20 protein-coding genes are annotated in these 19,248 nt (G+C 62.6%); all 20 read left to right on the forward strand.

Annotation, left to right across the window (positions count from 1 at the left end; translation table 11 throughout):
- Nucleotides 1–388: 388 nt before the first annotated feature.
- Entirely contained in the window at nucleotides 389–1,342 is a 954-nt protein-coding gene (locus RUW20_RS11435; RefSeq protein ID WP_313952346.1) for a PEP-CTERM sorting domain-containing protein, read from the forward strand.
- 443 nt (nucleotides 1,343–1,785) lie between these two features.
- Nucleotides 1,786–2,823: a quinone-dependent dihydroorotate dehydrogenase gene (locus tag RUW20_RS11440; protein WP_313952347.1), complete on the forward strand. Its 1,038-nt coding sequence runs from the start codon at nucleotides 1,786–1,788 to the stop codon at nucleotides 2,821–2,823.
- 97 nt (nucleotides 2,824–2,920) lie between these two features.
- Nucleotides 2,921–3,505, forward strand: a complete 585-nt coding sequence (rsxA, locus tag RUW20_RS11445) for an electron transport complex subunit RsxA (protein ID WP_313952348.1) — start codon at nucleotides 2,921–2,923, stop codon at nucleotides 3,503–3,505.
- Nucleotides 3,502–4,044 (forward strand): electron transport complex subunit RsxB, encoded by a 543-nt coding sequence (rsxB, locus tag RUW20_RS11450; RefSeq protein ID WP_313952349.1) that lies wholly within the window; start codon nucleotides 3,502–3,504, stop codon nucleotides 4,042–4,044. The genes rsxA and rsxB overlap by 4 nt, the downstream gene beginning before the upstream one ends.
- A gap of 10 nt (nucleotides 4,045–4,054) precedes the next feature.
- On the forward strand, nucleotides 4,055–5,950 hold the full coding sequence (rsxC, locus tag RUW20_RS11455) for an electron transport complex subunit RsxC (protein WP_313952350.1): 1,896 nt from the start codon (nucleotides 4,055–4,057) through the stop codon (nucleotides 5,948–5,950).
- The gene (locus tag RUW20_RS11460; RefSeq protein ID WP_409559348.1) at nucleotides 5,950–6,972 is read left to right on the forward strand and encodes an RnfABCDGE type electron transport complex subunit D; all 1,023 of its coding nucleotides are present in this window, start codon (nucleotides 5,950–5,952) and stop codon (nucleotides 6,970–6,972) included. The genes rsxC and RUW20_RS11460 overlap by 1 nt, the downstream gene beginning before the upstream one ends.
- Entirely contained in the window at nucleotides 6,969–7,658 is a 690-nt protein-coding gene (gene rsxG / locus RUW20_RS11465) for an electron transport complex subunit RsxG (protein ID WP_313952353.1), read from the forward strand. Before RUW20_RS11460 ends, rsxG begins: the two co-directional genes overlap by 4 nt.
- A complete protein-coding gene (locus RUW20_RS11470; protein WP_313952385.1) occupies nucleotides 7,648–8,343 on the forward strand; it encodes an electron transport complex subunit E in 696 nt (231 codons plus the stop codon). Before rsxG ends, RUW20_RS11470 begins: the two co-directional genes overlap by 11 nt.
- A gap of 21 nt (nucleotides 8,344–8,364) precedes the next feature.
- Nucleotides 8,365–9,018, forward strand: coding sequence for an endonuclease III (nth, locus tag RUW20_RS11475; protein ID WP_313952354.1), 654 nt, complete (start codon nucleotides 8,365–8,367; stop codon nucleotides 9,016–9,018).
- Nucleotides 9,015–9,449: a hypothetical protein gene (locus tag RUW20_RS11480; RefSeq protein ID WP_313952355.1), complete on the forward strand. Its 435-nt coding sequence runs from the start codon at nucleotides 9,015–9,017 to the stop codon at nucleotides 9,447–9,449. The genes nth and RUW20_RS11480 overlap by 4 nt, the downstream gene beginning before the upstream one ends.
- 54 nt (nucleotides 9,450–9,503) lie before the next feature.
- Complete coding sequence (locus RUW20_RS11485; RefSeq protein WP_313952356.1) at nucleotides 9,504–9,749, forward strand: hypothetical protein; 246 nt, start codon at nucleotides 9,504–9,506, stop codon at nucleotides 9,747–9,749.
- Nucleotides 9,730–10,158 (forward strand): DUF1841 family protein, encoded by a 429-nt coding sequence (locus RUW20_RS11490; protein WP_313952357.1) that lies wholly within the window; start codon nucleotides 9,730–9,732, stop codon nucleotides 10,156–10,158. The genes RUW20_RS11485 and RUW20_RS11490 overlap by 20 nt, the downstream gene beginning before the upstream one ends.
- Nucleotides 10,159–10,326: 168 nt before the next feature.
- Nucleotides 10,327–11,169, forward strand: coding sequence for a MoxR family ATPase (locus tag RUW20_RS11495; RefSeq protein ID WP_313952358.1), 843 nt, complete (start codon nucleotides 10,327–10,329; stop codon nucleotides 11,167–11,169).
- A gap of 54 nt (nucleotides 11,170–11,223) precedes the next feature.
- Complete coding sequence (locus tag RUW20_RS11500; protein WP_313952359.1) at nucleotides 11,224–12,393, forward strand: VWA domain-containing protein; 1,170 nt, start codon at nucleotides 11,224–11,226, stop codon at nucleotides 12,391–12,393.
- A gap of 968 nt (nucleotides 12,394–13,361) precedes the next feature.
- Nucleotides 13,362–14,237 (forward strand): PstS family phosphate ABC transporter substrate-binding protein, encoded by an 876-nt coding sequence (locus RUW20_RS11505; protein ID WP_313952360.1) that lies wholly within the window; start codon nucleotides 13,362–13,364, stop codon nucleotides 14,235–14,237.
- Nucleotides 14,238–14,321: 84 nt separating this feature from the next.
- Nucleotides 14,322–15,407 (forward strand): PhoU domain-containing protein, encoded by a 1,086-nt coding sequence (locus tag RUW20_RS11510; protein WP_313952361.1) that lies wholly within the window; start codon nucleotides 14,322–14,324, stop codon nucleotides 15,405–15,407.
- A gap of 1 nt (nucleotide 15,408) precedes the next feature.
- Nucleotides 15,409–16,329, forward strand: coding sequence for a phosphate ABC transporter permease subunit PstC (pstC, locus tag RUW20_RS11515; protein WP_313952362.1), 921 nt, complete (start codon nucleotides 15,409–15,411; stop codon nucleotides 16,327–16,329).
- Nucleotides 16,330–16,353: 24 nt separating this feature from the next.
- Nucleotides 16,354–17,223 carry a phosphate ABC transporter permease PstA gene (gene pstA, locus RUW20_RS11520; protein WP_313952363.1) on the forward strand — a complete coding sequence of 290 codons (870 nt, stop codon included), beginning with the start codon at nucleotides 16,354–16,356 and terminating at the stop codon, nucleotides 17,221–17,223.
- Nucleotides 17,217–18,032: a phosphate ABC transporter ATP-binding protein gene (locus RUW20_RS11525; RefSeq protein ID WP_313952364.1), complete on the forward strand. Its 816-nt coding sequence runs from the start codon at nucleotides 17,217–17,219 to the stop codon at nucleotides 18,030–18,032. Before pstA ends, RUW20_RS11525 begins: the two co-directional genes overlap by 7 nt.
- A gap of 196 nt (nucleotides 18,033–18,228) precedes the next feature.
- Nucleotides 18,229–19,035 (forward strand): phosphate ABC transporter ATP-binding protein, encoded by an 807-nt coding sequence (locus tag RUW20_RS11530; protein ID WP_313952365.1) that lies wholly within the window; start codon nucleotides 18,229–18,231, stop codon nucleotides 19,033–19,035.
- Nucleotides 19,036–19,248 lie beyond the last annotated feature (213 nt).

Genomic DNA, 19,248 nt, shown 5'->3' on the forward strand with positions numbered 1-19,248 from the left:
AAAAAATGTTGGATTGTTAGCACTGACCCCGATGTACTGCTGACCCCGATGTACTGACCCCGATGTACTCTCCTGCGATGCACTGCTGACCCTGATGCTTCTGGCGGATCATTGACCTCGGGTCGAGGGGGCCGCCCATGCCTCCGCAAGGCTCCGACACTCTCCAGGAGTTACAGCGCTGCCCCGCCAGAACAAAGGCCGAATGCCGCGGATTGGCATACCTTCCCCTCGCCGAAGGCAGCCATGGGCAGAAAGTCGCCTGCTCGATGCCACATGCTTGGGCGCTTACGCCAGCTCGATCGCGCCCTCGACGACCAAAATGTCGAAAAATTTTACAGTCGGACTACAGAAGCGTTTTCAACTTATTGTTTTGCCATCAATTTAATTAATGGCACGCTATTTGCTGAGAGAAACGCCATTTATCGTGGAGATCGACATGCGTTGTCAACCCAAATTTGCCGCCGGACTGTTGTCTCTCGCAAGCGGCCTGTTGCTCACCGCGCCGGCGTCGGCAACCCCAATTGACTACGCCTTGGGGCTGAACACTCTGCCATCCGCACAAGGGTGGACGAACAACGGATCAAACATCGGTGAAGGAGTCTTTTCGGCCAACGGTACTTTGGCGTGGGACACCATGCCCTACGACGTCAACGTAAACTTCCAGAACTACAGCTACTACACCAGGACGCCCGCCGCTGGGACCTACGACGCCTTGCCATGGAGGCTGACCTGGGACGTAAAGGTCCAGGAAAGCGAGCCGGCAACGCCGAGCTATTACTGGGGTGGCGCCTATACCTTTGTCGGCCTTGGCGGCTACAACCTGGGCATTGGTCTCGGCACCAACAATATCTCCATCTTCAAGGACTATTACGCTTGGAGCTATTCATACAACTTCGCCCTTCCGCATGCCATTACCGACTGGACGCGCATCGAACTGACGACCGATGCGAGTCATCATTTCGCGATCTATCTTGACGGCGTGTTGCTGGATCTGCAGCAATCCAACCTACTGACCACCCCGGCCGCACTTGCCACGCATAAATTCAACGGTGCAGGTTCCTTTGTTCCCCTGTGGGACACGTTTCTGGGCGGAACCGGGCCGGGACAATTCAGTGCCAGCGACGTCCTGGCCATCGGTGACGGCAGCATCGGCAGCAACGCCAGGACCGAGACAGGTTGCTGGTATCTGACCCAATCCACCTCCGCGAACGCCAGCGATGTTTGTGCGAATCGCTCCGTCAACACCAACGTCAACGGCAACGCGGTGCCTGAACCTGGCGCCCTCGCGCTTTTCGGGCTGGGGTTTATCGGCCTTGCCTACTCACGTCGTCGGCGAGCGTAGTTGGCATTTGCCGAGCAACGCCGCTCCTCCGGGTGCGGCGTTCGATGGCCAATCAAGCCTCACTTTGGGGTTCGCACAGACGGCGCAGCCGGGGCTATGCGTTATCCGCACAAGCAGCCGGCACCGGCGAATGGCGAACACTGACAGACCACGATAGGGCTGGTCGGCAACAGATGGAGCGGGCGCGGGTCTTGTTGCTGGTGGTTGGCCGAACGGCCAGCAACCACCACCACAGCACGATCGAAGGCACACTGGGCAGTCTTGTCACCGTGGGTTGGCGTGAACGCCGAGACGACGGCTGGCCGGGGCTTGCGTTCGAGTGCTTTCGCAGGAAGGCGCCGTCGGCGCCAGATGCTCGGACAAACCGCTGGCCGCAGAGTAAACCGATAAAGACGAGCACTGCCCGCCGAGCGTCGCATGCTGCGATGCGGTAAAATGCGGCGATGATTTATCCCCTGCTTCGCAAGTTCTTCTTCGCGCTCGATGCCGAGACCGCACACGGCATTGGCATGGCTGGCATCGACTTCGTCAATGCCGCTGGCGTCTCCTGTCTGCTGGCACGTTCGGTGCCGCCAGACCCGGTGCAGGTGATGGGGATCGAGTTTCCCAACCCGGTTGGCCTGGCTGCCGGCCTGGACAAGAACGGCGAGCACATTGATGCGCTCGCCGCCCAGGGTTTCGGATTCATCGAGGTCGGCACGGTCACCCCGCGTCCGCAGCCGGGCAATCCGAAGCCGCGCCTGTTCCGCATCCCGGAGCGGCAGGCGATCGTCAACCGCATGGGCTTCAACAACGATGGCGTCGAGAAGCTGCTGGCCAACGTGGCCACCGCCAAATTCGCCCGCTGGGGCGGTGTGCTGGGGATCAACATCGGCAAGAATTTCGACACGCCGATCGAAAAGGCGGCCGACGATTACCTGCTGTGCCTGGATCGGGTCTATCAGACGGCGAGCTACGTCGCGGTCAATATTTCCAGCCCGAACACCAAGAACCTGCGCGAGTTGCAGCAGGACGAGGCGCTCGATGCCTTGCTCGGCAGCCTGAAGGAAGCGCAGGGCAGGCTGTCCGACCGCCATGGCAAGTACGTGCCGCTGGCCTTGAAGATCGCTCCCGACCTCGCGGACGAACAGATCCAGGCGATCGCCGATCTCTTGCGCAAGCACCGGGTGGACGGCGTCATCGCTACCAACACCACGGTCTCGCGGGTCGGTGTCGAGGGGCTGCCGAATGCCGAGCAGGCGGGCGGCCTTTCCGGAGCGCCGCTGTTGGCGATGTCCACCGCCGTGGTCGGCAAGCTGGCCACCGCGCTGGCCGGCGAAGTGCCGATCATCGGCGTCGGCGGCATCATCAACGGGGCCGACGCAGCAGCGAAGATTGCCGCTGGCGCCAGCCTGGTCCAGTTCTACTCGGGCTTCATCTACCGCGGCCCGGAGCTGGTTGCCGAGGCGGCTGCCGCAATCGCCCGGCAGCGCGCTGCCTGAGGACGGAAGGCGTTACTCATAACGTGGTTGAATGCACTCACTCGGCACAGGATAATCGGTCCGCTCCGGACTGCGCTGCCCACTGCCTACGCAAACCATGATCACCTACCTGTTCATCATCGTCGGGGCAGTCCTCGTCAATAACGTCGTCCTGGTAAAGATCCTCGGCCTGTGCCCGTTCATGGGCGTCTCGCGGAAGCTGGAGACGGCCTTTGGCATGGGGGCGGCGACCACCTTCGTGCTCACCGTCGCCACCGGTGCCAGCTACATCATCGATCACTACCTGTTGATGCCGTTCGGGCTCGAATACCTGCGCACCTTGTCGTTCATCGTCACCATCGCGGCCATCGTCCAGCTCACCGAGATGGTGATCCAGAAGACCAGCCCGCTGCTCCATCAGGTGCTCGGTATCTACCTGCCGCTGATCACCACCAACTGCGCCGTGCTCGGCGTGCCCCTGCTGAATATCGCCAACAAGCATGATTTCGTCGAGTCGCTGCTCTTCGGCGCCGGCAGCGCCATCGGCTTTTCGCTGGTGCTGGTTCTTTTTGCCGGCATTCGTGAACGCGTCGAGGGCGCCGATGTGCCGGCCTGTTTCCGGGGAACGGCGATCGCCATGGTCACCGCCGGGCTGATGAGCCTGGCCTTCATGGGTTTCGCTGGGCTGGATCGCTACCAATGATGATCACCATCGCGATCATGGCGCTCGGCGCCGTCGTGCTCGGCGCCGCGCTGGGTTATGCCTCGATCAAGTTCAAGGTCGAGGGCGACCCGCTGGTCGAGAAGATCGACGCGATTCTGCCGCAGACGCAGTGCGGTCAGTGCGGTTACCCGGGCTGCAAACCCTACGCGACGGCGATTTCGGCGGGCGAAGCGGACATCAACCTGTGTCCGCCGGGCGGCATGGATGGCGTGCGCAAGCTCGCCGACCTGCTCGGCCGTGAAGTCAAGCCGCTGGAGGCGGAGGAGAAGCCGAAACAGGTGGCGATCATCGATGAGCAGACCTGCATCGGCTGTACGCTGTGCATCCAGGCCTGCCCGGTGGACGCCATCGTCGGTGCTGCCAAGCAGATGCACACCATCATCGAACCGCTGTGCACCGGTTGCGAGCTGTGCGTCAAACCCTGTCCGGTCGAGTGTATCTACATGGTGCCGGTTAGCGAAAACCTCGACAACTGGAAGTGGAAATACCCGGTGATCGAAATCAAGCGTGCCGCCTGAGACGACCGCCATGCTGCAGCGACTGTTCAGCTTCAAGGGAGGCGTCAAGCCGGAGACCCGCAAGACGCCCTCGGTGCAGGAGCCGATCGGTCAGGCCCCGCTGCCGGCACGCCTGGTCGTGCCGCTGCACCAGAGCATCGGTGGTGTGCCCAACCCGCTGGTCGAAGTCGGCGATCGGGTCCTCAAGGGGCAGGCCATCGGCGGTGCCGACGGCTGGGTGTCGGCCGCCGCTCACGCGCCCACTTCCGGTACCGTGCTGGCGATTGAGGACCATATCGCCGCGCATCCTTCCGGCCTGCCGACGCTGAGCGTGGTCATCGAGCCTGACGGCCGTGACCAGTGGATCGCTCGTACCCCGGTCGACCACCGCAGCCTGCCGCCCGAGCGGGTGCGCGAGATGCTGCGCGACGCTGGCGTCGTTGGCCTCGGCGGCGCTGTTTTTCCGAGTCACGCCAAGCTCACCGCCGCCGAGGCGGTGCCGGTCGACGAGCTGGTCATCAATGGTGCCGAGTGCGAGCCCTACATGACCTGCGACGACATGTTGATGCGCGAGCGTGGCGAGGAAATCATTCGCGGCATCGCCATCTTCCGCGATCTGCTGGCGGCCAGGCGCGTCCTGATCGGCATTGAGGACAACAAGCCGGCGGCCGTTGCGGCGATGCAGCAAGCGGTGCAGCAGCTCGGCGAGGACTACCAGGTGGTCGCGGTTCCCACCCGCTACCCGGCGGGTGGTGCCAAGCAGTTGATTCGCGTGCTGACCGGCAAGGAAGTCCCGGCCAGCAAGCGCTCGACCGATCTCGGTGTGCAGTGTTTCAACGTCGCTACCGTCTATACCGCCTATCGGGCGCTGGCGCACGGGGAGCCGGTGATTTCGCGCATCGTCACGCTGACCGGCAACCTCGAGCAGCCGCGTAACTGGGAAGTGCGGCTAGGCACGCCGCTGCGCGATCTGGTGGCGCTTGGCAAAGCGAAAGCCGACACCGATCGCTACCTGATGGGCGGGCCGATGATGGGCTTCGAGTTGCCCAGTCTGGAGGCGCCGGTAGTGAAGGCGACCAACTGCATCATCGCCGGTTCGCCGACGATGTTTCCGGCCAACCCGCCCGAGATGCCGTGCATCCGCTGCGGCGCCTGTGCCGACGTCTGCCCACACGAACTGCAACCTTTCGAGCTGTACTGGTTCGCGCGGGCGCGCAACTTCGGTAAGACGCAGGAGTATCACATCTTCGACTGCATCGAGTGTGGCTGCTGCAGCTACGTTTGCCCTTCGCACATTCCGCTGGTGCAGTATTTTCGTTTCGCCAAGAGCGAAATCTGGTCGCGCGAACGGGAAAAGAACGCCGCGGACGCTGCCAAGGCGCGCTTCGAACTGCGCAATGCACGCGAGGAGCGCGAACAGGCCGAGAAGGCGGAGCGCCTGGCCAGGGCCGCTGCCGCCCGAGCGGCCGAGAAAAAAGCCGCCGCCGCTGCGGCAGCAGCCAAGGTCGCCAACGCAGTTGCCGAAGCGGACTCGGCGGCCAGCGCCGCCCCCGAGGCCGGCCCAGCCGCCACCCCCTCGGCGGCGACTGCGGTCGAGGAGACGGTGTCGGTGACGCCAGTGGCACCGGCGACAGCAGCAGAGCCAGAGACACCAGCAGTGTCAGCGACACCAAAAGCACCCACCACGCCAGTCGCCCCGGCCTTCGATGCCGAAGCGGTCAAGAAGGCGACCATCGTTGCGGCGATGGAACGCGCGCGGGCGCAACGCGCGGCGGTGCAGCCAAAAAACACCGAACAACTGAGCTTCGAACAGAAGAGACAGCTTGCCGCCGTCGATGCGAGAAGGGCTGCGCTGCAAGCGGCGGAATCGGCAACTGCTGCCGCAGCGCCGGAACGGGTAACCAGGCCCGAGGGCCCGGCGGAATGATGGACTTCAGCACGCCCCCTTTTCTGCTCCTCGAGCGCAGCAGCGTACGGCGGGTGATGCTGCAGGTGATGCTCGCTCTGCTGCCCGGGATTGCCGTCTACGCCTGGCTGATCGGCCCGATCATCATCGTGCAGCTGGTGATTGCGACGCTCGCCGCGCTGGCCGGAGAAGCGCTGATGCTCAAGCTGCGGCGCAAGCCCTTGGGCCTGTTTCTGACCGATGGCAGCGCCATCGTCACCGCCTGGCTGATCGGCCTGAGTTTTCCGCCGTTGGCCCCCTGGTGGCTGATCGTGGTGGGCACCTTGTTCGCCATCGTCGTCGCCAAGCACCTCTACGGCGGCCTCGGCCAGAATCCCTTCAACCCGGCGATGGTCGCTTTCGCCGCCTGCATCGTGTCTTTTCCGGCCCTGATGTCGCAGTGGCCGCCGCTCGGTTTCGACGTGTCTTTCGCCGACCAGTTCCAGCTGATTGCCGGTCTCGTTCCGCGTATCGACGTGATGAGCGGAGCGACGCCGCTCGACGCGATGAAGACCGCCCTGAAGCTCGGTGAGGGAACGGTCGACGTGGCCACGCTGCTGGCCACGCGCGACGTTTTCGGCGCCGTCGCCGGGCGCGGCTGGGAGTGGGTCGCTGGCGGCTATCTGCTCGGTGGTTTGTGGATGTGGCAACGCAAGATCATCACCTGGCAGGCGCCGCTCGGTTTCCTGGTCGGTCTGTCGCTACTGGCGGCGGCGCTGTGGGCGTGGAATCCGCAGCAGTTCGCCAGTCCGCTCTTCCACCTGTTCTCCGGCGGCGCGATGCTCGGCGCCTTCTTCATCGTCACCGACCCGGTCTCGGGATGCACGACGCCGAAGGGCAAGCTGATCTTCGGTTTGCTGGCCGGGCTGATCGCCTACATCATCCGCGTCTTCGGCGGCTTTCCGGACGGTGTCGCGTTTTCCGTGCTGCTGATGAATCTTTGCGTGCCGCTGATCGACATGTACTCGCAGCCGCCGATCTTCGGCCTGAAGAACGAGAAATGACGCCGCCCGTCAAGCCGATCAGCGCGGCGAAGATGGCCGTGCGTACGGCCATCGTCCTGTTCGTCTTCGTGGTGGCGTTCACCAGCCTGCTGGCGCTTGCTTTCCGGTGGACCGAGCCGGCCATCCAGGCGGCAGCGGCTGACGAGAAAATGAAATTGATTGGCGAAGTGCTGCCCGGCGAACTGTACGATAACGACTTGCTGAACGATAGCCGGCAGCTCGCGCCAAGTGCGGCGCTGGGACTCGACGAGGTGTCGACAGCGTATCTGGCGCGCAAGGGTGGTGCACCCAGCGCCTTGATCTTCGAGGCGGTCGCGCCCGATGGTTATTCCGGCAAGATCCGCCTGTTGCTGGCGGTGGCAGCTGACGGCACGCTGGTCGGCGTGCGTGTGACGCAGCACAAGGAGACGCCCGGGCTCGGCGACTATATCGACCCGAGAAAGGACAGGAACAAGGAGCGCCCGTGGATCAGCCAGTTCGACGGCCTGTCGCTGACGTCGGTGAGCGATCGTGAGTGGCGGGTCAAAAAGGACCAGGGGCGCTTCGATTCGCTCGCCGGCGCGACCGTTTCACCGCGCGCGGTGGTCAAGGCGGTGCACAAGGCGCTGCAGTACATCGCCGCGCATCAGCAGCAATTGTTTCAATCCCGGCAGCCAGCCAAGGAGGAAGCCCGTGATCAATCGTGAAGAATTCCGCCAGATCATCGACAACGGGGTCTGGCATCAGAACTCCAGCCTGATCCAGCTCCTCGGCCTGTGCCCGCTACTGGCCATCACCACCTCGCTGGTCAATGGCGTGATGCTCTCGCTGGCAACGATCATCGTCATGGCGGTAGCCAACGTCGCCGTCGCTTCGCTGCGCAACCTGATTCCGCACGAGGTTCGCATCCCGGTGTTCATCCTGATCGTTGCCGCTCTGGTGACCGTCGTCGACCTGGTATTCAACGCTTACTTCCATGAGCTGTATCTGGTGCTCGGTATTTTCATCCCGCTGATCGTCACCAACTGCATCGTCCTGGCGCGCGTCGAAGCCTTCGCCAACAAGAACCCCCCCCTGCAATCACTGCTCGACGGGTTGTTCATGGGCGTCGGCCTGCTGTGGACGCTGGCTCTGCTCGGTGGCTTGCGCGAACTGATCGGCAGCGGCACCTTGTTCTCCGGTATCGAGATGGTCTTGCCATCGCTGCAGGGGCTACAGCTGCTGCCGGCCGACTATCCCGGCTTCCTGCTCGCCATTCTGCCACCCGGCGCCTTCATCCTGCTCGGCTGCCTGATCGCCTGGAAAAACTGGGTCGAAGCCCGTGCCGCTGCGCGCAAGCCGGATCCCGGATCCGGGCAGGGGTCAGCGATGGCGCTGGCCGACGGCGCCTGAGTGGTGCCCGAGGCGCCTCCGATGGACCGCATGCACCGCCAGGAGCTGTTTGCCCGGCTGCGCTCGGCCAATCCGCAGCCGACCACCGAGCTTGAGTATGCCTCCAGCTTCCAGCTGCTGGTCGCGGTCATCCTGTCGGCGCAGGCGACCGACAAGAGCGTCAACCTGGCGACCCGGAAACTGTTCGCCGATGCGCCGACGCCGCAGGCGATGCTGGCCCTGGGCGAGGAGGGGCTGGCCGGCTACATCAACCGCATCGGCCTCTATCAGGGCAAGGCGAGAAACGTCATCGCCACCTGTCGGCAGCTGCTCGAAGTGCATGGCGGCGAGGTGCCGCGCACGCGTGCTGCGCTCGAAGCGCTGCCCGGCGTCGGCCGCAAGACCGCCAACGTGGTGCTCAACACAGCCTTCGGCGAAGCGACGATTGCCGTTGATACGCACATCTTCCGAGTGGCCAACCGCACCGGACTGGCCGCCGGCAAGACGCCGCTGGCCGTCGAACTCGAACTGCTGAAAGTGGTGCCCGACGAGTTTCGGCAATCGGCCCACCACTGGCTGATCCTGCACGGGCGCTACGTTTGCAAGGCGCGCAAGCCGGAGTGCTGGCGCTGCGACATTGCCGATCTCTGTGCCTGGCCGGAAAAAACCGTTCTCTTCGGCGTGATGCCCGGATGAATGTCGCCAGCGCGCTGGTTTCGGGCAATGATCCGTTGCCGCGGCTGGCCGAGGAAGCGCTCAGTCGGGCGTTGGGCAAAACCGATGCCGGCAGCCGTTTTCCGAGTGGCTGGGGCGATCCGGCGAGGGCGCGTTTCGGCGGCAATTTCGCTGGCAGCGTCGGGTGCAGCGACCCGCTCGCCTGGCAGGCCGCTCGCCTGGCGGCGCAGTGCAACGTCCGCTTGCCCGGGGCGCATGTCGATGGCGGCGTTTCCTGCGGTTGGCAGCGGCTCGGTGCTCCGTCTCCGGTGACCAGCAGCCGTCCTTACGAGTTGCTCAGACTGGGTGACCAGAGTGCGTTCGACGGTCTGATCAAGGCCCTGCCGGCAGGGCGTCGCGAGCAGACACGACTGCCGCTGGCCTCGCCGTGCACGGTGCTGGTCGATGAGTAAAGCGGCGGCTCTACGGCTGATGCTCGCTTGGCATTCACCGACTGCAGTCAGCAGATGATTGCGATCATCGCGGCCAATGCCGACAAATCGGTGACCCTGGCCGAGCCGGTCAGGTCGGGGCAAGGCCTGGCGTGGGCGATGCGCCGGCCTCAGGCGGCGGTGGACATGCGCCAGAGCGTCGCCGGGCTGGCTACGGTCGCTGCCGACCCGGCGGTCGGCAACCGCCTGCCGCACAATGCTGTCGTCACTGCCATCATCAGCAGCGCAGTCCGGAGGTCCGATGTTCAATCCCAGCCGTGAGCAGGTGCGGCAGTTCTTCTGCGAAGCCTGGCGCAAACACCGTCAGCGTTCGATTCTCGAAGGCGCCGAGGTGGTGGCCGCCGATCTGATCGAGCATCATCCTGAATATCATGCCCTGCTCGAAAACCCGGCGCTGGCCGTTGAGCAGGAGTTCACGCCCGAGAGCGGGCAGATGAACCCCTTTCTCCATCTTTCGCTGCACCTGGCCGTCGCCGAACAGATCAGCATCGACCAGCCGCGCGGGATTCGTGCCGCCTACCAGCTGCTGCGCGCGCGTCTTGAAGTCCATGACGCGGAACATGCGATCCTCGAGTGTCTTGGCGAGGCGCTTTGGCGCGCCCAGCGCGAAGGTGGGGCCATCGATGGTGTGGCTTACCTCGACTGCGTGCGCCGCGCCGCTGGCGCCTGACGCGCCACCGCCAAGCATGGCCGCAGTCTTTGCGGGTAGAATCGGTAGCGAAGTCGGGGGCAACCAGCGGCAGCCATTGCCCCGCCGCTCTCCGGCGCGTTGGCCGTTGCTCATTGCGTCCCAGGCAATCTGTCGTTTCCGTCATGACCCTTCGCGAGGAAAGTCCCGATGCGCTTTTCCGGCTCCGAAAGCTACGTCACCACCGGCGACCTGACGCTGGCGGTCAACGCCGCCGTTACCCTGCAGCGGCCGCTGCTGATCAAGGGGGAACCGGGTACCGGCAAAACCATGCTTGCCGAGGAGGTGGCCGCGTCGCTGGGCCTGCCGCTTTTCCAGTGGCACATCAAGTCGACCACCAAGGCGCAGCAGGGGCTGTACGAGTATGACGCGGTTTCCCGCCTGCGTGACTCGCAGCTCGGTGAGGCGAAGGTCGCGGACATCGGCAGCTACATCGTCAAGGGCGTCCTGTGGCAGGCTTTCGAATGCGAAACGCCGTCGGTGGTGCTGATCGACGAAATCGACAAGGCCGACATCGAGTTTCCCAACGACCTGCTGCGCGAACTCGACCGCATGGAGTTCTTTGTCTACGAGACGCGCCAGAACGTTCGCGCCCGCCATCGGCCGGCGGTGTTCATCACCTCGAACAACGAGAAGGAGTTGCCCGACGCGTTCCTGCGCCGCTGCTTTTTCCATTACATCAAGTTCCCCGACCGGGAGACCATGGCGCGCATCGTCGACGTCCATTTTCCGGGTCTTAAGCCGGCTTTGTTGCGCGAGGCTCTGGAAGTCTTCTTCGAACTGCGCGAAATCCCTGGCCTGAAGAAGAAGCCCTCGACCTCGGAACTGCTCGACTGGCTCAAGCTGCTGCTCGCCGAAGACATTTCCCCCGAGGCGCTGCGCAGCAAGGACCAGAAGAGCGCGATTCCGCCCTTGCACGGCGCGCTTCTCAAGAACGAGCAGGACGTTCATCTCTTCGAGCGCTTGATCTTCATGGCGCGCCAGAACCGCTGAGCGGCGCTCGTCGTTGTTGGTCTGCCGACTGAAACACAGTGAGCGAGAGGGACGATGCTGATCGATTTTTTCCTCCATCTCAAGGCCAACCGGCTGCCGGTGTCGATCAGGGAATTCCTTGATCTGCTCGAGGCCCTGCAGCAGCACGTCATCGGGCACAGCATCGACGACTTCTACCTTCTCGCCCGCGCGCTCCTGGTCAAGGACGAGACCCACTTCGACAAGTTTGACCGGGCCTTCGGCGAGTATTTCAAAGGCATCGAGGCCTTGCCGGGGATGGACGGGATGATTCCCGAAGAGTGGCTACGGCAAGCGGTGAAGAAACACCTGACCGATGCCGAGCGGGCGAAGCTCGAAAAACTCGGCTGGGACAAGCTGATGGAAACCTTCAAGCAGCGCCTGGCCGAGCAGAAGGAGCGCCATTCCGGCGGCAGCAAGTGGATCGGCAGTGGTGGCAGCTCTCCCTTTGGCCATGGCGGCACGCATCCGGAGGGCATCCGCGTCGGCGGCAAGAGCGAAAATCGCTCGGCGGTCAAGGTCTGGGAGAAGCGTGAGTACCGTAACCTCGACGACAGTGTCGAGCTGGGCACCCGCAACATCAAGCTTGCGCTGCGTCGCCTGCGTCGCTTTGCCCGCCAGGGCGCGCCCGAGGAACTGGACCTCGAAGGGACCATCGCCGGTACCGCACGTAACGCCGGCTGGCTCGACCTGCATCTGCGGCCGGAGCGCCACAACGCCGTCAAGGTGCTGCTCTTCCTCGACATCGGCGGCTCGATGGACGACCATATCCGCGTCTGCGAGGAGCTGTTCTCGGCTTGCCACAGCGAGTTCAAGCACCTCGAGTACTACTACTTTCACAACTGCGTCTATGAATTCCTGTGGAAAGACAACCGTCGCCGCCACAGCGAGCGCATCGCCACCCACGACGTGCTGCACAAGTACGGCAACGACTACAAGCTGATCTTCGTCGGCGACGCGGCGATGAGTCCGTACGAGTTGTTGCAGCAGTGGGGTAGCGTCGAGTACAACAACGCCGAGCCCGGCGCCACCTGGCTCCGCCGGCTAACCGACACCTGGCCGCATGCGATCTGGCTCAACCCCGAGTCGGAGCATGCCTGGCAGTACCGCCAGTCAACCTCGTTGATCCATAACCTGATGGGCGGCCGGATGTTTCCGCTGACCCTCGACGGGCTGGAGCGCGGGATGCGGCTGCTGAGCAAGTAGCCCGGCGCGCGCGCGGCGCTTGGCGCCGAGCTCGCGGGCGCAACCACAAGACGGCTTCCCGTCAGTCCGTGTTTTTCCCTGTGCTTCCTTCTTTCCGGCCATCCCGCAGCGCGATGTACCTCTCTGCCGTCGCGACGGCGTGCGAAGGGGGCCAACGGCGCCAAATGCCGCCGCTCGGGCGTCTTGTCTACCGCCTGCCGGTGCCCGCCAGGTGCACAAAAACGCTCATCGCTGCGCGCCTGGGCCTGTACGGGGTACTCCCTCTGGCTGCTTGACGCGTCCAATCCAGGCCTCCGAATCACTCTCGGCTTGTGCGTTTCGCATACCGCCGATGATGAATCAGAAGCTCGCTATCCGGGCCGGTCGGAAAGCACTTTCTAGCGCCCCATGGAAAAATGCCATGGCCATGATGCGTGTCAAAAGCAGGGAAAATAACGTCGATCCGTGCGATGCGAGCCAGTCTCGTTTAAGTGATTGATGTAACAAAATTTGGATCCTCGCTGTGGTCCTTGGGCGGCCAGTTAATGAGGTAAATCTTCAGTCTTGATATCAAGAAAGGCATTATATACCCGGCCGTGCTAAACGGGTTGGTGTGTATTATATGTATTATCAAGTATAAATCTGCACTTCAAACATGGATGTAGTTAGCAAAAGCCATATAGCATTCTATATTGGAGAAAAACAAACGTAAAAGCATAGGCTTACTATATCTGAGCTTGAAACATGTAAGAAGCATATGCCATGCTAGATGCGATCGGTATGATAATTGATGGTAGGGCGACAGCGAGTTTTTTCTGCGGATCTGGTCAGTTTTTTATGATCTTTTCGGCGTTTTTTTTCCGTTTCCGGGGTTGTCAGAACGATTATTTCTGCTAACCTGTGCCCTTCAGTTGTGCCGCGCCTTACCGGAAGTCTTTGATCTACGTCTAAAGACCTCAAAAAAATTTCCCTTCCTTGGAGAATCCCAAATGACTTCGAAATCGATGTTGTTGAGCCTCAGCCTTGCCGTCGCCGCCGCCCTGGCGTCAGGCACCGCTTCCGCAAGAACCGAAATTCAGAACAAGGGGTCGGATACCCTGGTCAATGTGGCCCAGTCGTGGGCCGAGCAATACGGCAAGATCAACCCTAACGTCGCCGTTGCCGTCTCTGGTGGCGGCTCCGGCACCGGCATTGCAGCGTTGATCAATGGCACCGTGGACATCGCCAACGCCAGTCGCAAGATGAAGGACAAGGAGATCAAGGAGGCCGAGGCCAAAGGTCACCATCCGGTGGAGAACGTCGTCGGTTACGACGCCCTCGCCATTTTCGTGAACAAGAAGTTCCCGCTGGATTCGATCAGCATTCCGGAGCTGGCGAAGATCTACGGCCGTGACGGCGGCGCGACCAAGTGGAGCGATCTGGGGATCACCATTCCGGGCTGCAAAAACGAAATCGTGGTGGTCAGCCGCCAGAACAACTCGGGAACCTATGCCTACTTCCAGGAGGCTGTGCTGGGCGAGAAGGGCAAGTTCCGTCAGGGTACGCTGGACATGCACGGCTCCAAGGACGTCGCCGATCTGGTCGAGAAGACCCCCTGCGCGATCGGCTACAGCGGCCTGGCCTACGCCACCGAGCATCTCAAGACGCTGTGCATTGCGACCGAAAAAGGCAAGCCCTGCGTCAAGCCGACCGAGGACACCGCCTTCGACGGTACCTATCCGATCGCCCGGCCGTTGTTCATGTACACCGATGGCAAGCCGAAGGACGATGTCAAGAAATACATGGACTGGATCATGAGCGACGTCGGCCAGTGCATCCTCGCCAAGGAAGGCTACGCGCCGGTCAAGAAGGTTACCTGCAAGTAAGTCATTCTCGAGTCCGGGCACGAGGATCTCCTCGTGCCCGTTTTTTTAGCTGTTGTTCGTACGCGCTGTGGGGAGCCGCAACCGATGAGTCACTATGAAGAACGTCTCGAGCGAGACCTGTCCCGAATCAAAGAACAAGCGACCCTGCTGGCCAAGCGCGTCGATGATGCCCTCGGTACCGCGGTGCGCGCGCTGCTGAGCGGCGACGACAAACTGGCCTACGCCACCGTCCTCGGCGATCAGCGGATCAACGCCGAAAACCGCAAACTGGACAAGATGTGCCACGCTTTCATCGGCGTGCACCTGCCGAGCGCCGGGCATTTGCGCCTGATCACGGCGATGATTCACGCCAACGTCGCGCTGGAACGCGTCGGCGACTACGCGGTGACCATCGCCCGCGAATCGGTACATCTGGCCAAGCGTCCGGACGCGCTGATCAAGCGCGAGGTCGAATTGCTCGCCGGCGAGTCGCGGCAGATGTTCAAGCAGGCGGTATGCGGATTCATTGATGGCAACGCCGAGAAGGCGAAGGCGACGATGATCATGGCTGATCAGGTCGAGCGGACCTTCGATGTGGTCTTCGCCGATCTGGTCACTGAGGGGGAGAACTTCAGCATCGAGGATCTCTTCGCCTACCTGGGGGTTTTCAACTCGCTCGAGCGCGTCTCGGACCAGGCCAAGAACATCTGCGAGGAAACGGTATTCGCGGTGACCGGCCAGAGCAAGGCGAACAAGGTCTTTCGCATTCTCTTCCTCGACGAGGACAACACCCTGCTCGGCCCGATTGCCGAGACCGTCGCCCGCAAGAATTTTCCCGAGGGCGGCGAATACCGCAGTCTGGGCCGCCAGGCCGGCGCGATGGCGCCGGAGATGGTCAACCTGTTGCAGGATACGGGTGTCGATCTGGCCCGCCATCAGCCCAAGGCAATGAATCTGAGCCTCCGGGATCTTGCCGACTTTCACGTCATCGTCAGCCTGCAGGGTCCGGTCAAGTCGTACGTCGACAACATCCCGTTCCACACCGCGGCGTTGGAGTGGGATGTCGGCGGCAGCGTGGCGGCGGAGCTTCCCGAGGAGCAGCGGCGTGAGCGTTACGAGAACCTGACTCGCGAGATCGCCGTGCAGGTGAGCAACCTGATAACCACCCTGCGGGGCGAGGAGGCCGACTGACATGGCCAACAGCACCACTGGGGCCGGCGCCTTCGACCGTCGCGATTTCGACTGGTATCTAGACAAGGCGGTGCAGGCGATCGTCTTCGTTTGCGGCATCTCGGCGATCATCTTCGTCCTGGGAATTTTTGTGTTCGTCACCAAGGAAGGTGTCGGCTTCATCTTCGAGCACATGAACTTTCACGAGTTCTTCCTCACCCCCTATTGGTCGCCCAGCGACGCCGACGACCCGGAATACGGCATCCTGGCGCTGATCGCCGGGACAGCCAGCGTCACCGGGCTGGCAATGCTGGTGGCGATCCCGTTTTCGCTGGGCGCGGCGATCTACATCGCCGAGTTCGCCAGCGGCAAGACCCGTGAAACGCTGAAGATATTGGTCGAGCTGCTGGCGGCGATCCCTTCGGTGGTCTGGGGCTTCATCGGGCTGGTGATCATGAACCCACTGATCATCAAGTGGTTCGACGTGCCGGTGGGTCTTTGTGTGCTCAATGCCGGCATCATCCTCGGCTTGATGGCTGCACCAATCATGACCTCGATCGCCGAGGATGCCCTCAAGGCGGTTCCGGATCGTTACCGCGAGGCGGCCGAGGCAATGGGCGCGACGCGCTGGCAGGTGACCTACAAGGTGGTCCTGCCGGCAGCCAAAAATGGTCTGCTGGGCGGCGTGCTGCTTGGTGTCGGCCGCGGCTTCGGCGAGACCATGGCGGTTCTGATGGCCACCGGTCACGCGGTAAACATCCCGGACAGCATATTCGATTCGGTGCGCGCGCTGACCGCCACCATCGCTGCCGAGTTGGGCGAAACGGTGGTCGGTGGCGAGCATTACCAGGCGCTGTTTACCATCGGTATCCTGTTGTTCCTGGTCACCTTCACCGTCAACCTGACCGCCGACCTGATCGTGCGTGGCATCCGCAAAGGGTAGAAAATGACAACGGCTAACGCAGTAATGTTTCAGGCCTCGAGCCTGAACCAGCGCAACGAGCGGGTCCAGGCTCTGTATCGAATGCTCTTCGGTCTGATGACCCTGATGTTGATCGCGCCGGTCCTCCTGATCCTGGGGACGCTGGTGTACAAGGGCGGCGGCGTGATCTCCTGGGAGTTCCTGTTCACCGCGCCGACCGATGGCATGCGCGCCGGCGGCGTTCTGCCGGCCTTGCTGGGCACCGTCTGGCTGGTGGTAGTGGCGCTGATGCTGTCGGTTCCGATCGGCGTCTGTGCGGCGATCTACCTCAGCGAGTATGCGGGCGACAACTGGTTTACGCGCGCCATCAACCTGGCAATCATCAATCTGGCCGGTGTCCCGTCGATCGTCCATGCCTTGTTCGGGCTCGGCGCCTTCGTCATCTTCTTCGGTTTCGGGACCAGCATCCTGGCGGCCAGCCTGACGCTGGCGGTGATGACCATGCCGGTGGTCATCGTCGCCACCCGCGAGTCCTTGCAGGCGGTGCCACAAGCGTTTCGCGAGGCGTGCTGGAACATGGGCGCGACGCGCTGGCAGACCATCCGCAAGGTGGTGCTGCCGAACTCGATCACCGGCATTCTGACCGGCGTGATCTTGGAGGTTTCGCGTACCGCTGGCGAGACCGCGCCGATCATGTTTACCGGCGCCGTGTTCTTCACACCGTTTCTGCCGCAGAGCGTGTTCGACCAGACCATGGCCCTGTCGCTGCACCTGTTCGTCGCTGCCACCCAGGTGCCGGGGATCGCCGACGAGATTCCGTTCGGGATAGCGCTGGTGCTCATTGGCCTGGTATTGCTGATGAACAGTGCGTCCATCGCCTTCCGCATGTGGCTGAGGGGAAAGAAAAAATGGTAAGTCAAACAGCTCTGAAGCCGATCACGGTCAACGATCATGCCGATCCCGCCGAGGCCCGGATCAAACTGCAGGTCAAGGATCTGACGATCCGTTACGGCAATGCCGTCGCTTTGCGGGATGTCAATCTGGAGATTCGCGAGCACGAAATCTTCGGCATCATCGGTCCGGCAAACGCCGGCAAGACTTCGTTTCTCAAGGCGATCAACCGCATGGACATGTTCACCACGGGAATGCGGGTGGACGGCGAGATGCGCTTCAACGACCTGGACACGCGCCGCCTGAACAACGTGTACGCCCTGCGCAGCCGCATCGGTGTGGTCTTTCCGCTGCCGGTCGGCCTGCCGATGACGGTGTACGACAACGTCGCGCTGTCGCCGCGCTGGCGGGGGATTACGAACAAGGCCGAACTGGACGTGATCGTCCAGCGCTGCCTGACTCGCGCGGCGCTCTGGGACGAGGTCAAGGATCGCCTGAACGCACTTGGCAGTTTGCTCTCCGGTGGCCAGCAGCAGCGGCTGACGATCGCCAGGGCGCTGTCGCAGGAGCCCGATCTGCTGATGCTCGACGAGTTCTCGATTGCCGTCGATCCGGTGACCACCATGCGCATCGAGGATGTGCTCAAGGAACTACGCCAGGAGGTGACCATCATCCTGGTCACCAATTTGGTGCAACAGGCGCGGCGTCTGGCCGACCGGACCGCGTTCTTCCTGGACAGCGAGTGCGTCGAGATCGGGATCACCGAGGACCTGTTCACCGGTGAAGTGAAGGATCAGCGCACCCGCGACTACGTGGAGGGACGATTCGGCTGAGCCCGGCCAAGGGGATCTCTGCTGTGTTGCGGCAGCAGAGGTGCCTCCGGGCCTCCGCGCGCAGCACTTTGCCGAAATGCGGAAGTCGATCGGTCTTGCGACGATGCCATCGCTCGCCTCACGTGGCGGGGAGTCGAGGCGGAGCAGGCCACGGCGTCCGCCGGATTGAAACAATGTCTAAGAAGGACACACCGAGATGACCGTCGCCCAAGCCGCAGCGCTGCTGCAGCCAGTTCCAGAATACGCGATCGATACCAAGAAACTCAACCTCTGGTACGGCACCTTTCAGGCTCTGTACGATGTGGACCTGCGCATCCGCCAAGGCATGATCACCTCGATGATCGGCCCTTCGGGATGCGGCAAGAGTACCTACCTGCGCAGCGTCAACCGCATCAACGAACGTCTCGGCTACGTGCGCATCGAGGGCAGCATCGACGTCATGGGGCAGAATATTTATGACCCGGGTGTCGAGCTGATTCAGGTGCGCAAGCAGGTGGGGATGGTCTTTCAGCGCCCCAATCCGCTACCCATTTCCATTCGCGACAATATTCTCTTCAGCCATCGCCTGCACGCCAAGGGTGGCGGTGATGTGCACCAGGGCACCGCGGACGAGATCGTCGAGGAGTCGCTGCGCACCGTGCTGCTGTGGGACAAGGTCAAGGATCGACTCAAGCGCAAGGCCACCGAGTTATCACTGGAGGAGCAGCAGAAGCTCTGTATCGCACGTTTGCTGCCGGTGAAGCCGAAGCTGTTGCTGATGGACGAGCCCTGTTCGGCGCTCGACCCGAAGGGCACGGAGGCGGTGGAGGAACTGCTCTGGGAGCTGCGCGGGCAGTACACGATCCTGATCGTCACCCACAACATGGCGCAAGCCCGCCGTGCCAGCGAGGAGTGTATTTTCATGCTCATGGGCAAGGTCGTCGAGCACGCGCTGACGCAGGAAATGTTCGTGACGCCGACCCACAAGCAGACGGCGGACTACATCGAAGGGCGCTACGGTTAAGCTCAAGGTTTGCGTGCAGCAAAGCAACGCCCGGTCCTCCGGGCGTTGTGCTGTCGGGGTCCGCTGCCGGGACTTGTGGGGCCATTGGTCATCATTCGGCACGCGCGCCTTGCTTGCCAAGTGCGGTGAAACTGCTAGACTCGTTGCACCTTACGGACCATCATCAGATCGTCGCGAGGCAACAATCCGGCGCCATTTGGCGCCGTTCTACGG

Origin of the sequence: Accumulibacter sp., from assembly GCF_032229525.1 — a bacterium.
In the GTDB taxonomy this organism is placed as follows: domain Bacteria; phylum Pseudomonadota; class Gammaproteobacteria; order Burkholderiales; family Rhodocyclaceae; genus Accumulibacter.

Coding starts and splice junctions, on each gene's coding strand:
- rsxA (WP_313952348.1), top strand. CDS start 2,921: ATGATCACCTACCTGTTCATCATCGTCGGGGCAGTCCTCGTCAATAAC.
- nth (WP_313952354.1), top strand. CDS start 8,365: ATGGACCGCATGCACCGCCAGGAGCTGTTTGCCCGGCTGCGCTCGGCC.
- RUW20_RS11485 (WP_313952356.1), top strand. CDS start 9,504: ATGATTGCGATCATCGCGGCCAATGCCGACAAATCGGTGACCCTGGCC.
- RUW20_RS11460 (WP_409559348.1), top strand. CDS start 5,950: ATGGACTTCAGCACGCCCCCTTTTCTGCTCCTCGAGCGCAGCAGCGTA.
- pstA (WP_313952363.1), top strand. CDS start 16,354: ATGTTTCAGGCCTCGAGCCTGAACCAGCGCAACGAGCGGGTCCAGGCT.
- RUW20_RS11435 (WP_313952346.1), top strand. CDS start 389: ATGGCACGCTATTTGCTGAGAGAAACGCCATTTATCGTGGAGATCGAC.
- RUW20_RS11525 (WP_313952364.1), top strand. CDS start 17,217: ATGGTAAGTCAAACAGCTCTGAAGCCGATCACGGTCAACGATCATGCC.
- RUW20_RS11500 (WP_313952359.1), top strand. CDS start 11,224: ATGCTGATCGATTTTTTCCTCCATCTCAAGGCCAACCGGCTGCCGGTG.
- RUW20_RS11440 (WP_313952347.1), top strand. CDS start 1,786: ATGATTTATCCCCTGCTTCGCAAGTTCTTCTTCGCGCTCGATGCCGAG.
- rsxB (WP_313952349.1), top strand. CDS start 3,502: ATGATGATCACCATCGCGATCATGGCGCTCGGCGCCGTCGTGCTCGGC.
- RUW20_RS11480 (WP_313952355.1), top strand. CDS start 9,015: ATGAATGTCGCCAGCGCGCTGGTTTCGGGCAATGATCCGTTGCCGCGG.
- RUW20_RS11490 (WP_313952357.1), top strand. CDS start 9,730: ATGTTCAATCCCAGCCGTGAGCAGGTGCGGCAGTTCTTCTGCGAAGCC.
- RUW20_RS11495 (WP_313952358.1), top strand. CDS start 10,327: ATGCGCTTTTCCGGCTCCGAAAGCTACGTCACCACCGGCGACCTGACG.
- pstC (WP_313952362.1), top strand. CDS start 15,409: ATGGCCAACAGCACCACTGGGGCCGGCGCCTTCGACCGTCGCGATTTC.
- RUW20_RS11530 (WP_313952365.1), top strand. CDS start 18,229: ATGACCGTCGCCCAAGCCGCAGCGCTGCTGCAGCCAGTTCCAGAATAC.
- rsxC (WP_313952350.1), top strand. CDS start 4,055: ATGCTGCAGCGACTGTTCAGCTTCAAGGGAGGCGTCAAGCCGGAGACC.
- RUW20_RS11510 (WP_313952361.1), top strand. CDS start 14,322: ATGAGTCACTATGAAGAACGTCTCGAGCGAGACCTGTCCCGAATCAAA.
- RUW20_RS11505 (WP_313952360.1), top strand. CDS start 13,362: ATGACTTCGAAATCGATGTTGTTGAGCCTCAGCCTTGCCGTCGCCGCC.
- rsxG (WP_313952353.1), top strand. CDS start 6,969: ATGACGCCGCCCGTCAAGCCGATCAGCGCGGCGAAGATGGCCGTGCGT.